At 73.1% G+C, this 14,750-nt stretch carries 6 protein-coding genes; 2 read left to right on the forward strand and 4 right to left on the reverse strand.

Annotated features, from left to right (window positions below):
* Window positions 1–246: 246 nt before the first annotated feature.
* The 4 genes from dpgC to SRB5_RS05645 all read right to left on the reverse strand — a co-directional run bounded on the left by dpgC (window position 247) and on the right by SRB5_RS05645 (window position 4,769).
* Window positions 247–1,554, reverse strand: coding sequence for a (3,5-dihydroxyphenyl)acetyl-CoA 1,2-dioxygenase DpgC (dpgC, locus tag SRB5_RS05630; RefSeq protein ID WP_153450276.1), 1,308 nt, complete (start codon window positions 1,552–1,554; stop codon window positions 247–249).
* On the reverse strand, window positions 1,551–2,234 hold the full coding sequence (gene dpgB, locus SRB5_RS05635) for an enoyl-CoA-hydratase DpgB (protein WP_323377117.1): 684 nt from the start codon (window positions 2,232–2,234) through the stop codon (window positions 1,551–1,553). The genes dpgC and dpgB overlap by 4 nt, the downstream gene beginning before the upstream one ends.
* A 23-nt stretch (window positions 2,235–2,257) precedes the next feature.
* Entirely contained in the window at window positions 2,258–3,343 is a 1,086-nt protein-coding gene (dpgA, locus tag SRB5_RS05640; protein ID WP_153450277.1) for a 3,5-dihydroxyphenylacetyl-CoA synthase DpgA, read from the reverse strand.
* 61 nt (window positions 3,344–3,404) lie between these two features.
* Window positions 3,405–4,769, reverse strand: coding sequence for an aminotransferase-like domain-containing protein (locus tag SRB5_RS05645; RefSeq protein ID WP_228389791.1), 1,365 nt, complete (start codon window positions 4,767–4,769; stop codon window positions 3,405–3,407).
* Window positions 4,770–5,055: 286 nt separating this feature from the next.
* Here SRB5_RS05645 and SRB5_RS05650 point away from each other — a divergent pair, with 286 nt between their 5' ends.
* The gene (locus SRB5_RS05650; RefSeq protein ID WP_323377119.1) at window positions 5,056–5,268 is read left to right on the forward strand and encodes an MbtH family protein; all 213 of its coding nucleotides are present in this window, start codon (window positions 5,056–5,058) and stop codon (window positions 5,266–5,268) included.
* 14 nt (window positions 5,269–5,282) lie between these two features.
* Window positions 5,283–14,747, forward strand: a complete 9,465-nt coding sequence (locus SRB5_RS05655; protein WP_153450279.1) for a non-ribosomal peptide synthetase — start codon at window positions 5,283–5,285, stop codon at window positions 14,745–14,747.
* Window positions 14,748–14,750: the final 3 nt, after the last annotated feature.

Raw genomic sequence — 14,750 nt, forward strand, 5'->3', positions numbered from 1 at the left:
CCCGTGACACAAACGCCGGACGGGCACCCCCGGCCCGCCCGGCGTCTCAGGACAACGGCGACACAAACGCCGTACGGGGTACCCCCAGCTCGCCGGCGTCTGAGGACATCGGGGAGGACATCGGGCATGCAAACGCCGGACGGGCACCCTCAGCCCGTCCGGCGTTTGAGGACTTCGGCGCGAAGCGCCGAAACGCGTCAGCCGACGGAAAGACGGAAAGCAAGCCCCCCCCCACCGGCACGGGCGTCAGCCCGAACGATCACCGGCCGCGAACCGCCCCGTCTTGTGAATCACGTCCTCCCCATAGATCCGCAGCGCCTGCTCGAGCGCGAACTCCGCCATATAAGCCCGGAACGCCTCATCCGGCTCCTCCGCCACCCGCAGCATCCGCCGATTGGCCAGCACCGCGTCCCCCCGAAGCCGGTCCACCGCCCGCTCCAGGGCCGCGTCCATCCCGGCCGGCTCCACGACCTCGTCGACCAGTGTCCGGGCCTCGGGCTCCGTCGCCCACAGCCGCCGGCCACCGAGGATCATCTGCCGCGCCAGCCGCGGGCCCGTGAACCGGGTCAGCCGGAAGTTCGCGGCGCCCGGCACGATCCCCTCCTGCGCCGCCGGCAGACTGACGTAGGAGTCGGCGGCCGCCACCACATGGTCGAAGACCAGCAGCAGCTGCGCCCCGCCACCGATCGCGAACCCGTCGACCCCGGCCACCCACGGCATCTCCACCCGCGGGGAGCGCCACCCGTCGGAGCCCGGCACGACGAGCCCGCCGGCCAGCTTGCGCAGACAGCCGAGCTCACGCCGGAGGAGGAAGCCGACCAGCGAGATGTCGCCGGCGCTGAGGGCCTTGAGGTTGATGCCCGCGCAGAACACCCGCCTGCCCCGGTAGCGGGGGTGGCTCATCTCCCCGCCGCGGACCAGCCCCACCCGGCAGTCGGGGTCCAGCAGCGCCAGGTCGACGGCGGTCTCCAGATCGTCGGCCTGCTCGTTGTCCTCCGCGTTGAGCCGGTCGTCCCGGCACAGGGTCAGCCGGGCCACCCCGGCCACGCGTTCCAGCCGTACGGCCCGGGACTCGAAGACCCCGGTGCGCAGGAAGTCGGGCAGCAGGCGCATGGCCCGCGCCGTGGGGCGGAGCATGGCGTCCATCAGGTGCGGGCCGGCGGTGGGGGAGTTCAGGACGGCGCGCAGGAAGATGCCCTGGTCGATCTCGTGGCCCTCCTTGTCCGCCTGGGCCCGGCCCCGTTCCTGGGCGAGCTGTTCGGCGGTGGGGACGAGACCGGGGTACGCGAGGGCCGCCTCCGCCACCAGCTCGTCGATGCGCAGCGACCGGATCCGGCCGTCGGTCAGCCGGTCGTACACCGTGTCGGTGTGGGTGGCGAGGAACGCCGTGCGCAGATCCCGGGCGCGGTCCTTGGCGGTCTCGGCGGCCCTGTGTTCGGCGGGTGTGCGGTGGGACGGCAGGGGGAGGGCGGTGAGGATCTCCTCCGCCGCCCGGGCGGCGTCGGTCAGCGGGCGGTGGTCCGTGCGGTGGTCGGCGGGGGCGGGGGCGGTCAACGTACGGGCTCCTGTTCAGGGTTCGGCCGCGGGCCGGTGGCGGCCTGGCGCAGGGTGCGGTCGCAGGCGGCGAGATGGGCGCCGAGGGCGTCCTCGAAGGAGGTCGACTGGGCGTCGAAGAGGAGCTGGCGGGCGATCGCGAGCTCGGCTCCGGCCGTCCCGCCGGGCAGGGCGGACGGCACGGCGTCGTCGGTGATCCGGTCGACGAGTCCGGTCCGCTCGGCCTCGGCGGCCGTGATCGGCTCGCCGAGGAGGACGGCGCGGCGGGCGTGCGGCAGGCCGACGAGCCGGGTCAGCCGGAAGGCGGCCATCCCGGGCCAGGGGGACCCTGCGTCGGGCGTGGCCCAGAACACGGTGCCGGGGGCGGCGATCCGCAGATCGGCGGTGAGGAAGGCGTCGAGCGCGGGGCCGCCGCAGCTACCGTGCGCGACGGCAACGGTGGCCGCGGGCAGCCGTTCGAGGCGGCGCAGCGCGCGCTCCCACTTGGTGACCAGCGCGATCCCGGCGTCCGGCGGGAAGACCGGGACGGTCGGTGCCCCGGTGACGTGGATCAGCACGGTGGTGCCGTCCCCGTCCTCCACCCGGTCGCAGAGCGCGACGAGTTCCTTGACCGTCGTCGCGGTCACCGGGCTGCTGCCGTCGACGGTCAGCGTCGGCCCGTCGTAGCCGTTCGTGTCCACAGCTCTGTCTCCGTCCGTCGCCTTCACCACTGCACCAACGCCGTCTCCAGGGTCGAACCCGGTCCCATCGTCATGAGCACTCCGTAGTCCCCGGGCTCGGCGACCTGTTCGTCCAGCAGCCGCTCGTACGAGAAGAGGAAGGAGCCGCTGGAGACGTTGCCGTAGTCGCGCAGCACCCCGATGGTGTGGCGCAGATCGTGGCGGGTGAGCCCGAGGTTGACGATGACCGAGTCGATGACCTTCTTGCCGCCGGAGTGGACCAGCCAGTGCCGGATGTCGCTGCGGCGCAGCGAGGTGCCTTGCAGCAGGCGGTCGACGACGATCTCGGCGTGCGCGCCGACGACGTAGGGCACCTGGGGGTCGAGGTAGAAGCTGAAGCGTTCCAGTTCGCGGTCCCAGTCGTAGCGCATGGCGCCGGCGGCGTCGGGGATGATGCAGCTGGCGAACTTCAGCACGGCGGGGCCCGGGGCGGTGTTGCCGGAGCGCAGGGCGACGGCGGCCGCGCCGTCGCCGAAGAGGCTGTTGACGACGGCGGTACGCATGGAGGAGTCCATGGCGTACGCGGCGGAGCACGCTTCGGTGCACACCATGACGGCCAGCTCCCCGGGGTGGGAGGCGGACCAGCCGGAGACCAGGTTCAGGGCGTTGAGGCCCGCGTTGCAGCCCATGCCGACGATGTCGGCGCGGCTGCAGTGCCGGTCGATGCCGAGGTCGCGGATGAGCAGGGCGCTGAGTCCGGGGGTGAGGAAGCCGGTGGTGGACACGCAGCACAGGTGGCGCAGGTCCGCGAGGTCGGCGCCGGCCTGTTTCAGGCAGGCCTCGAGGGCTTCGGCGCCCATCTGCAGGGCGGTGTCGCGGTGTTTGTCGAGGAGGTCGCCCTGGGACTCGGGGGCGCGCAGGCCGTCGGGGCCGGGGTCGGGGAGGCGCAGGTGGCGGCGCTGAATGGCGCTGTTGCGGAAGACGGACGTCACCTTCGGTTCGGTGATCCGGAAGGCGTCCAGGACCTCTTCCTGGGTCCAGGAGACGGGGGAGACGGCGGTGCCCACGCCGAGCACCCGGGGCTGGTTTGCGGTGCGCGGGGCGGTGGCGGACTCGATCACGGCAGTCATCGGAAGGTCCACCCCCACATGCGCGGCTTGCTGCGCGGTCGCAGGGACATGGCCAGGTAGGTCATACGTGTTGCTCCTCGGGGGATCGGGTGGTGTCGCTTCGCGCGCGGATGAACCGGGTGAGCCGGGAGACGCCCTCCTCGATCTCGGCGTCGGTGAGGAAGCTGGTCGACAGGCGCAGGGCGTGGTGGCCGCCGCCGCCCGGGTGGAAGAAGCTCATGGGTGTCCAGATGACCCCGTACTCCTCGGCGCAGTGGGCCAGTGAGGCGGTGTCGGCGCGGAAGGGCACGCGGACGGTGAGGAAGAAGCCGCCGTCCGGCCGGTTCCAGCCGACGCCGAGTTCCGCGCGTTCGCGGGGCGGGAGGTTGGCGTCCAGGGCGTGGAGGGTGGCGCGCATGGCGGCGCCGTAGCGGGCGGCGGGCCGGGTGTTGTGGGCGGAGAGCCGGCCGCCTGTCGCGAGGAGTGCGCCGGCGACGACGGCCTGGCTGAGGGACGGGGTGTTGACCGTCACCATGCCCTTGATTCTGGTGATTTCGTCGGCGAGCAGGCTCGTACGGCCCCGGTCGTCGGTCACCGGCTGGTCCGCGACGACGAACCCGACGCGGGCGCCGGGGAAGAGCGTCTTGGCGTACGACCCGATGTGCACGACCCGGTGGGAGCGGTCCAGGGACTTGAGGGTGGGCAGCGGCGGACCGGGGCTCACCCACCGGTAGGGGCTGTCCTCCAGCAGCAGGATGTCGTGGCGTTCCGCCAGCTCCAGCAGCTCGAGGCGGGACGCCATGCCCATGGTGTTGCCGGACGGATTGGAGTGGTCGGGGATCACGTAGCAGGCCCGCGGGCGCCGGGAGGCGGCCTTCTCGCGCAGGATCACCGCCTCCAGCGCGGCGCAGTCGAAGCCGTCGTCCGCCTCGGCCACCGTGGCGAGGGTCAGGTCCAGCAGGCGGGCCGCGCCGGTGATGCCCGAGTAACAGGGGTCGGGCACCAGCAGTACGTCGTCGGGGCCGCCGAACAGGGCCCGCAGCGTCAGCAGCATGGCCTCCTGGGCGCCCACCGTGATCACGACGGACTCGGCGGGCACGTCGATGCCCTCGTCGGCGAGGAGCGAGTCGGCCACGACCGGGCGGATCTGCCCGGCGGTCGCGCCGTACTGAAACACGGCGGTACGCACCTCGTCCGGGGTGCGGCCGGCCGCGGCCAGATGGTCGAGGTAGCCGCGCAGCCAGGTGAAGACCTGCTCGGTGTCGAAGAACCCGTCGTAGGGCCGGCCCGGGGCGAAGGAGATCGCGCCCGGATAGCGGTGGGTTATCTCGTTCAGGAATGTCATGGAGTCGAGCACGGGATCGCTGACGGAGGAATGCAGGTCCCGTTTGTGCAAAAGGGTGGAGGAGGGGGCCGGATCGGAAGTGCCGAGGCGCTGCACGGACATGGGGTTTCCCTCGCGATGTCGGAATGTGCGCGGCTCGGTGTTCGCGCACGTGCCGGAACGGGGCCCACAATCCATGACCGCGGGAGCGTTCGACAAGAGCGGGACCCCGCCGACCGGCGGCAACGCCTCGCCGGGGGTGTTCACTTGACGGACCTGGGGCGCTGTTGTTGACTCTGCGCGGCCCCGTCCCCGACGGCCGGTTCCGTCCCTCCCGTATTCCTTCTGATGGTGTGTCGGTCCCGGAATTCTCGGGACGGCCGGCGCGCCGGAGAGAAAGGGCAGCGCTGTGGTCAATCCCTTCGACGACGACGAATCCGTCTTTCTGGTCCTGGTGAATTCCGAGGGTCAGCACTCCCTGTGGCCGGCGTTCGCGGACGTACCCGCCGGCTGGGACCGGGTCTTCGGGGAGGCGACCCGGCAGGAGTGCCTGGCCCACATCGAGTCGTCCTGGACGGACATGAGGCCGCGCAGCCTCGTCGAGGCCATGGCGCAGGACTGACGGGAGCGTTCGCGATGGCACCGACGGCAGACGTCCCCCCGCGGCCGGACACGCTGGCCGAGTTGATCGGCGCCCAGTGCGACCGCACTCCGGACGCCGTCGCGCTGATCCGCGGGGACGAGCAGGTCACGTATCGCGAACTGCGCTCCCGGGCCGCCCGGCTCGCCGGGATCCTGGTCCGGCGGGGGATCGGGGCCGAGGACGTCGTCGCCGTGGCCATGCCCCGTTCCGTCGGCGCCGTCTGCGCGCTCTACGCCGTCACCATGACCGGCGCGGCCTGGCTCCCCCTCGATCCCGCCCTGCCCCCGGCGCGTCTGGCCGGCATGCTGCGTGACGCGGCGGCGGCGCTGGTCGTCACCGGGGGTACGGTGCGGCCGGTGCTGCCGCCGGACGCCCCGGAGGCCGTCGACGCCTTCGCGGACGGGCCGGCGGACCTGCCGGTGCCGGTACGCCCGTACGGCCCGGCGAACACCGCGTACGTCATCTACACCTCCGGCTCCACCGGCCGCCCCAAGGGCGTCGCGGTCACCCACGCCGGCCTCGCCGCGCTCGCCGCCACCCACGGCGGCGCGACCGGGACGGGTCCCGGCGACCGGGTGCTGCAGGCGGCCTCACCGAGCTTCGACGTGTCCGTCTCCGACCTCCTGGCCGCCCTCACCCGGGGCGCCGCCCTGGTCCTGCCGGAGGAGTCCGACCAGGTGGTGGGCGAGGAACTCGCCGCGCTGATCGACCGGCAGGGCATCACCCACGCCGACCTCTCCGTCGGCATGCTCGCCTCCCTCCCCGACGGCCCCCTGCCGACCCTGCGCTCCGTCGTCCTGGGCGGCGAGGCCGTGCCCCGCGAACTCGTCGCCCGCTGGGCCGACCGCGCCGAGGTCCGCAACGGCTACGGCCCCACCGAGTTCACCGTCACCGCCACCCTCTCCGCCCCCCTCACCGGACTGCGCCGCCCGCCCATCGGCACCCCCTGCCTCGGCAGCCACGTCCACCTCCTCGACGACCGGCTGCGCCCCGTCCCCGACGGCGTCCCCGGGGAGATCTACCTGCGGGGCCCGGGCCTCGCGCGCGGCTATCTGGGACGCCCCGCCCAGACCGCCGAACGGTTCGTCGCCTGCCCCTTCGGCTCCCCGGGCGAACGCATGTACCGCACCGGTGACCTGGCGGTCCGGCTGCCCGACGGACAGCTGGACTTCCTGCGCCGCCTCGACGATCAGATCAAGATCCGCGGCTTCCGCATCGAACCGGGCGAGATCGAGGCCGCCCTGCGCACCCACCCCGACGTCCGCGAGGCCGCCGTCACCGCCTGGACCGACAACGCGGGCCGCCGCCACCTCGTCGCCTACGCCGTATGCGACACGGACCCGCCCGCCGGGCTGCGCGAACACTGCGCCGAACGCCTGCCGCACTACATGGTCCCCACCACCGTGGTCGTCCTCCCCGCCCTCCCGCACAACACGTCCGGCAAGGTCGACCGCGCCGCGCTGCCCGCCCCGGTCCTCGCACCCGACCCCGCCACCCCGGGCGGATCCGCCGACGCGACCGAGAACACCCTGTGCCACCTCTTCGGCGAGGTACTCGGCCTGCCCGCCGTGGCCGTCTCCGACTCCTTCTTCGCCCTCGGCGGCGACTCGATCACCGCGATCCAGCTCGTCTCCACCGCCCGCCGCGCCGGCCTGCGCATCACCCCGCGCCAGGTGTTCGCCTCACCCACCCCACAGGCCCTGGCCACCCTCGCCGCACCCGTCGCCACCGACGAGACGCCCGCCGAGGACCCCGGCGCGGGCATCGGCACCCTGCTCCCCACCCCGATCACCGCCTGGCTGGACACCCGCCCCGGCCCGCAGACCGGCTACCACCAGTCCCTCGGCCTCTCCCTCCCCGCCGGAACCACCCGGCCCCACCTCACCGCCGCGCTCCAGGCCCTGCTCGACCGCCACGACATGCTGCGGCTGCACGGCTCCCGAACGACAGCCCCCGGAACCGTCCGGGCCGAAGACATCCTCGAGTGGGTACGCGACGGCGACCGGACCGCCCTCGCCGAGGACGCCCGCCTCCACCTCGACCCCGACCACGGCATCGTCCTGCAGGCCCGCTGCCTCGCCCCGCGGACGCCGGACGGCCCCCCGTACCTCATCCTCGTCGCCCACCACCGCGTCGTCGACGGCGTCTCCTGGCGCATCCTGCGCGAAGACCTCCACACGGCCCTGACCGCCGCCCGCGCCGGACACCCCCCGGTGCTCGAGGCCCCCGCGGTCTCCTTCCGCACCTGGACCCGGCTCCTCGCCGACGAAGCGCGCGAGGCCGAACTCCCCTTCTGGCGCGAGGTCCTGGACACCCCCGCCACCCTGCCCGGCCCCCTCGCCTTCGACCCCGCGCGGGACACCCACGCCACCGCCGGCCGCCTCCGGCTCGCCCTGCCCGCCGACACCACCCGCGCCCTCCTCGCCGACCTGCCCGCCGCCTTCGGCGCCCAGGTCAACGACGTCCTGCTGACCGCCTTCTCCCTCGCCCTGGCCCACTGGCGGACCCGGCGCGACCCCGACGCCGCCACCGCCGTACTGATCGGACTCGAGGGCCACGGCCGCGAGGAGCTCCGCCCCGGACTGGACCTCTCCCGTACGGTCGGCTGGTTCACCGCCGTCCACCCGGTCCGCCTCGACCCCGGCCCGACCCCCTGGCGGGACGTCGAACACGGCGGGGACGCACTCGGCGCCGCCCTGCGCCGGGTCAAGGAACAGCTCCACACCCTCCCCGGCCACGGCATCGGCTACGGACTGCTGCGCTACCTCAACCCCACGACCGCGCCCACCCTCGCCCGTACCCCCGAACCCGACGTGGAGTTCAACTACCTGGGCCGCTTCCCCCAGGACGGCGTCACCGCCGCCGACTGGCTCGACGGCGCCGACCTGCTCGGCGAGGGCGCCGACGCCGACATGGCCCTGCCGCACGCACTCGGCCTCGATGTCCTCGCCCTCGACACGGCCGACGGCCCGACCCTCCTCGCCGAATGGAGCTGGGCCGGCAGGCTCCTGACCGACACCGACGTCACCGAACTAGCCGACGCCTGGTTCACCGCCCTGCGCGGCCTCGTCACCCACGCCCGCACCGGCGCCGTACACGGCCACGTCCCCTCCGACTTCCCCCTGGCCCACCCCGACCAGCCCACCCTCGACGCCCTCGCCGCGCACGGCCGCCTCACCCACGTCTGGCCGGCCACCCCCATGCAGACCGGCATGGCCTTCCACGCCGACTACGACCGCCACGACACCGACGTCTACACGGCCGTCTCCGTCTTCGACATCACCGGCACCCCCGACGAGCACCGCCTGCGCACCGCCGCGACCGCCCTCCTGGCCCGCCACCCCCAACTGCGGGCAGGCTTCCACACCCAGGACGACGGCACCCTCCTCCAGGTCGTCCACGACGACGGCGAACCGCAGCTCGTCGTACGGGACCTCAGCGACGCCCCCGACCCCGAAGCGGCCGCCGCCGCCGTCGTCACCGAGGAACGCACCCGCCGCTTCGACCTCACCGCCCCACCCCTCATCCGCTGGCTCCTGCTGCGCCTCGCCCCGGGCCAACACCGGCTGATCGTCACCACCCACCACATCCTGCTCGACGGCTGGTCCGTCCCGGTGTTCGCCCAGGAACTGTGGACCCTCTACGCCACACACGGCGACCCGAACGCCCTCCCGCCGGCCACCTCCTACGAGAACTACCTCTCCTGGATCGCCGCCCAGGACAAGCCGGCCGCCCACACCGCATGGACCCGGGCCCTCGAGGACCTCCCCGGCCCCACCCTCGTCACCGCGTCCCCGCCCTCCCACCGGAACGTGATCCCGCACCGCCTGACCCGCGAACTCCCGCACCACGTCACCGACGCCCTGGGCCGCACCGCCCGGCGCCACGGCGTGACGGTCAACACCCTGATCCAGTGCGCCTGGGGTGTCCTCCTCTCCGCCCTCACCGGCAAGGACGACGTCGTCTTCGGCTCCGCGGTCTCCGGCCGCCCGCACGAACTCCCGCACGTGGAGCGCATGGTGGGCCTCCTCATCGACACCGTCCCGGTCCGGGTACGGATCCGGCCGGACGACACCTGGGCGGCACTCCTCGAGCGGGTACAGGGCGAACAGGCCCGGCTGATGGAGCACCAGCACCTCGGGCTGCCCGAGATCCAGCGGGCCGCCGGTCACGGGCCGCTCTTTGACACCCTGGTCGCGTACGGCAACTACCCGTCGCCCGGGGAACTCGGCGGGCCGCTGCTGGACGGCGTCGAGGTCGAACTCCGGGAGGACGTGGACAGCGCGCACTACCCGCTGATCCTGGCCGTCCTGCCGGGGGAGGGCCTGTGCCTCCAGCTCGACCACCAGCCCGGGGCATTCACCGGGGCGGAGGCCCTCCTGGACCGCTTCCAACTGATCCTCACCCAGCTCGGCGACGACTCCCTGGATGCTGTCGCCTCGGCGGATCTGCTGCTGCCCGATGAGCGTGTGCTGTTGGGCTGGAACAGCAAAGAGCATCCGGCGGCCTCGCTGGGGGAGCTGCTGGTGGCTCAGGCTCGTCGCACTCCGGACGCGGTGGCGGTGGAGGGCGCGGACGGTTCGGTGCTCTCGTACGCGGAGCTGGTGGCGTGGGCGGGGCGGCTGGCGGGTTCGCTGGTGGCTGCCGGTGTGGGGCCGGAGTCGTCGGTGGGGGTGCTGACCGGGCGGTCGGTGCGGCAGGTCGTGGGGACAGCGGCGGTGGTGCTGGCCGGGGGCCGGTACGTGCCGCTGGACGACCGCTATCCCGTGGAGCGGCTGTCGCAGGTGATGCGGGACAGCGGTGTGGCGGCGCTGCTGGTCGACGAGGACCACTCGGTGCGGGGAGCGGACGTGCCCGTGATTGTCGTGGGCGACCGCTTGGAGTCCGCGGAGCCGGTGATTCCCGTTCGGGTGGAGCCGGATGCCTCCGCCTACGTGATGTTCACGTCGGGCTCCACGGGCGTGCCGAAGGGCGTTGTCGTCACCCACCGCAATGTGGTGGACCTGGCGTTCAGCGGATGCTTCGACGGCGAGGGGCACCGCAGGGTGCTGTTTCACTCGCCGGTGGCGTTCGACGCCGCGACGTACGAGCTGTGGGCCCCCTTGCTGCGCGGTGGCCGCGTGGTGGTTGCCCCGGCGGGCCGGCTGGACGTCGCGGACTACCGGCGCCTGCTGGCGGACGGCCGGGTGGGCGCCCTGTTCATGACGGCGGCGCTCTTCGACCTGGTCGCGCAGGAGGACCCGGCGGCGTTCGCCACCGTCGCGGAGGTGTGGGCCGGGGGAGAGGCGATTTCCGGCGGGTCGCTGCGGCGGGTGCTCGAGGCGTGTCCGGGTGCGCGAGTGGTGAACGGGTACGGGCCGACGGAGACCACGACGTTCGCCACGTGCCGTCCGGTGGCCTCGCCGGACGAGGTCGGCGGGGGTGTGCCGATCGGGGTGGGGCTGGACAACGCGCGGACGTATGTCCTGGACAGCTTGCTGCGTCCGGTGCCGCCGGGGGTGGCGGGGGAGCTGTACGTGGCGGGGCCGGGTGTGGCGCGGGGGTACGAGGGGCGGCCGGGGCTGACGGCGGAGCGGTTCGTGGCGTGTCCGTTCGGTGGCGCGGGCGAGCGGATGTACCGCACGGGGGATGTGGTGCGGTGGAGTGCCGGGGGTGAGCTGGAGTTCCTGGGGCGGGACGACGACCAGGTGAAGATCCGCGGCTTCCGGATCGAACCCGGTGAGATCGAGGCGGTCCTGGCGGAGCATCCGGCCGTGCGCCGGGCCACGGTGCTGGTACGCGAGGACCGCCCGGGCGAGAAGACCCTCGTCGGCTACGTGATCGCCGACGCGACGGAGACCGAGGCGATCCGCGCCCACGCGACGCGGAAACTGCCCCCGTTCATGGTGCCGCTGCTGGTTCCGCTGGACGCGTTCCCCCTGACCGCCAACAACAAGATCGACCGCAGCGCACTACCGGCACCCGAACAGCCTCCCGTGGGGCAGACGCCGCGCCGACCGCTCACCCCCCGCCAGGAAGCCCTGTGCACCCTGTTCGCCGAGGTGCTGGACTTGGACCGGGTCGGCCCGGACGACAGCTTCTTCGACCTCGGCGGCCACTCCCTCGCCGCGATGAAACTGGTCGGCCGCATCCGCAGGACACTGGCCGCGGACCTCACCGTCAAAACCCTCTTCCAGCACCCCACCGTGACCGAACTCGACCAGCGGCTGACGACTTTCGTCGACCGGCCGACGGTACGGGCGACGGAACGCCCCGACCCGATCCCCCTCTCGTACGCCCAGCAACGCCTGTGGTTCGCGGAACAGCTGGAGGGCCCGAGCGCCCTCTACAACACCCCCTTCGCGATCAGGCTGGACGGCGAGATCCAGCTCCCGGCACTGCGCGCCGCCCTCCGCGACGTCGCGGCCCGGCACGAGGCGCTCAGGACCGTATGCCCGGTCGGCCCCCAGGGCCAGCCGTACCAGCGGATCCTCGCGCCCGACGAGACCGAGGTGCCGCTGGAAACGGCGACCGTCGCGGACGAGGCGGCACGCGCCCAGGCGGTACGGGCGGCGGGCCTGCGCACCTTCGACATCTCCGCGGAAGCGCCCTTCCGCGCCGCACTGTTCAGCATCTCCGCCACCGACCACGTCCTCGTCCTCGCCCTGCACCACATCGCCAGCGACGGCTGGTCGGCCGCACCCCTGTTCACGGACCTGGGCACCGCGTACGCGGCCCGGGTCGCGGGTGACACCCCCGCACTGAAGCCGCTGCCGGTGCAGTACGCGGACTACACGCTCTGGCAGCGCGAATCGCTGGGCGACGAGGGCGACGCACGGACACCGGCGTCGCGACAGCTGGAATTCTGGCGCCGCACCCTCGCCGACGCCCCCGACGAGCTCGCACTTCCCTACGACCACCCGCGGCCGTCCAGAACCGAACACCACGGCGGCTTCCTGCGCTTCGACGTCGACGCGGCGGTACACGGGGCGCTCACACGGATCGCCGCGGAGCACCAGGTCAGCATGTTCATGGTGTGCCAGGCCGCGGTGGCCGCCCTCTACACCCGTATCGGCGCGGGCACGGACATCGTCCTTGGCGCGGCCGTCGCCGGACGTACCGACGAAGCCCTCCACGACCTGGTCGGCTTCTTCGTCAACAACCTGGCCCTGCGCACCAGCACGGCCGGCAACCCGGCCTTCACCGACCTGCTGGCCCGGGTCCGCACCACCGGCCTGGCGGCGTACGAGAACCAGGACGTGCCCTTCGAGCGGCTGGTGGAACACCTCAATCCGGAGCGGCAGCCCGGCCGTCACCCGCTGTTCCAGACCGCGGTGACGATCAACAGCCAGACTCCGCTGCCGACGGAGTTCGCCCACCTTGCCTGCGCGGAGTACACCTTCGACCTGGACCTGGCCAAGTACGACCTGTCCTTCGACTTCTCCGAGACCTGGACGTCCGACGCCGTCCCGGCGGGGATCCACGGCACGGTGGAGTACGCCGCGGAGCTGTTCGACGAGGAGACGGTGGCGAGTCTCGCCGGGCGGCTGGTCCGGCTGCTGGAGGCCGTCGCGGAGCGGCCGGAGAGACGGCTGGCGGACATCGAGCTGGTCACGCCGTCGGAGCGCGAGTGCGTGCTGGTGGAGTGGAACGGCGCGGAGCGGGAGGTTCCGGACGGGTCGCTGGGGGAGTTGCTGGCGGCGCGGGCCCGGCGTACTCCGGACGCGGTGGCGGTGGAGGGCGCGGACGGAGCGGTGCTCTCGTACGCGGAGCTGCTGGGCCGGGCGGGGCGGCTCGCGGGAGCGCTGGCGGCGGCCGGTGTGGGGCCGGAGTCGTCGGTGGGGGTGCTGACGGAGCGGTCCGTGGGGCAGGTGGCGGGGCTGGTCGCGGTGGTGCTGGCGGGGGGCCGGTACGTGCCGCTGGACGACCGGCATCCCGTGGAGCGGCTGTCGCAGGTGATGTCGGCCGGCGGGGTGACGGCGCTGCTGGTCGACAAGGACCACCGGGAACACGACCTCGTGAAGACGGCGAAGGTACCCGTGGTCGTCGTCTCCGACCGGCCGCAGGACGGCACCGAGGAATTCGTACCGCCCCGGGTGGAGCCGGATGCTTCTGCGTACGTGATGTTCACGTCGGGCTCCACGGGCGTGCCGAAAGGCGTGGTCGTCACCCACCGCAACGTGGTGGACCTGGCGTTCAGCGGATGCTTCGACGGTGAGGGGCACCGCAGGGTGCTGTTCCATTCGCCGGTGGCGTTCGACGCGGCGACGTACGAGCTGTGGGTGCCGCTGCTGCGCGGCGGCCGCGTGGTGGTGGCACCGGCGGGCCGGCTGGACGTGGCGGACTACCGGCGGCTGCTGGCGGACGGCCGGGTGGGCGCCCTGTTCATGACGACGGCGCTGTTCAACGTGGTGGCGCAGGACGACCCCTCGGCGTTCGCCGGAGTGGCGGAGGTGTGGTCGGGAGGCGAGGCCGTCTCGCCGGGATCCTTCCGCCGCGTACTCGAGACGTGCCCGGATCTGCGGGCGGTGCATGTGTACGGGCCGACGGAGACCACGACGTTCGCGACCTGCCGCCCTCTCGCCTCACCGGACGAGGCCGGCGGGGGCGTACCGATCGGCGCGGGGCTGGACAACGTACGGACGTACGTCCTGGACGACTTCCTGCGCCCCGTGCCACCGGGCGTGGCGGGCGAACTGTACGTGGCGGGGCCGGGCGTGGCCCGCGGCTACGCCGGCCGCCCGGGACTGACGGCGGAGCGCTTCGTGGCCTGCCCGTTCGGCGACGCCGGTGAGCGGATGTACCGTACGGGCGACGTGGTGCGCTGGAGCACCGGGGGCGAGCTGGAGTTCCTGGGCCGGGGCGACGACCAGGTGAAGATCCGCGGCTTCCGCATCGAACCCGGTGAGATCGAGGCGGTCCTGACGGAGCACCCCGACGTTCGCAGCGCCCTGGTCCTGGTCCGCGAGGACCGCCCGGGCGAGAAGACCCTGGTCGCCTACGTCGTGACGGACACCGAGGACACCGCGAGCATCCACGCCCATGCCAGGCGGAAACTCCCCCCGTACATGGTGCCGCTGCTGCTGCCCCTGACCGAGTACCCCCTGACCGCCAACAACAAGATCGACCGCGCCGCCCTGCCGGCACCCCGCCACACACCGACCACCACCCGACGAGCCCCCCTCACCCCCCGCCAGGAACTCCTGTGCGCGGTCTTCGCGGAGACCCTGGGCCTCGACGAAATCGGCGTGGACGACAGCTTCTTCGACCTCGGCGGCCACTCCCTCCTGGCCACCAGAATCGTCGGCCGCATCCGCAACGACCTGGGCGGCACCCTCTCCCTCCGCACCTTCTTCGACCACCCCACGGTCGCGGCCCTCGACACCCTCCTCACCGACGCCACCCCAGAATCCCCGCCCGCAACCCGCCCGGCCCTCCGCCGCATGCGCCCCCGCCCCGACGGCCCGGCCCGGCCATAGAGA

The sequence above is a fragment of the Streptomyces smaragdinus genome (assembly GCF_009604385.1).
GTDB lineage: Bacteria > Actinomycetota > Actinomycetes > Streptomycetales > Streptomycetaceae > Streptomyces > Streptomyces smaragdinus.

Coding starts and splice junctions, on each gene's coding strand:
- dpgA (WP_153450277.1), bottom strand. CDS start 3,343: ATGACTGCCGTGATCGAGTCCGCCACCGCCCCGCGCACCGCAAACCAG.
- SRB5_RS05645 (WP_228389791.1), bottom strand. CDS start 4,769: ATGTCCGTGCAGCGCCTCGGCACTTCCGATCCGGCCCCCTCCTCCACC.
- SRB5_RS05655 (WP_153450279.1), top strand. CDS start 5,283: ATGGCACCGACGGCAGACGTCCCCCCGCGGCCGGACACGCTGGCCGAG.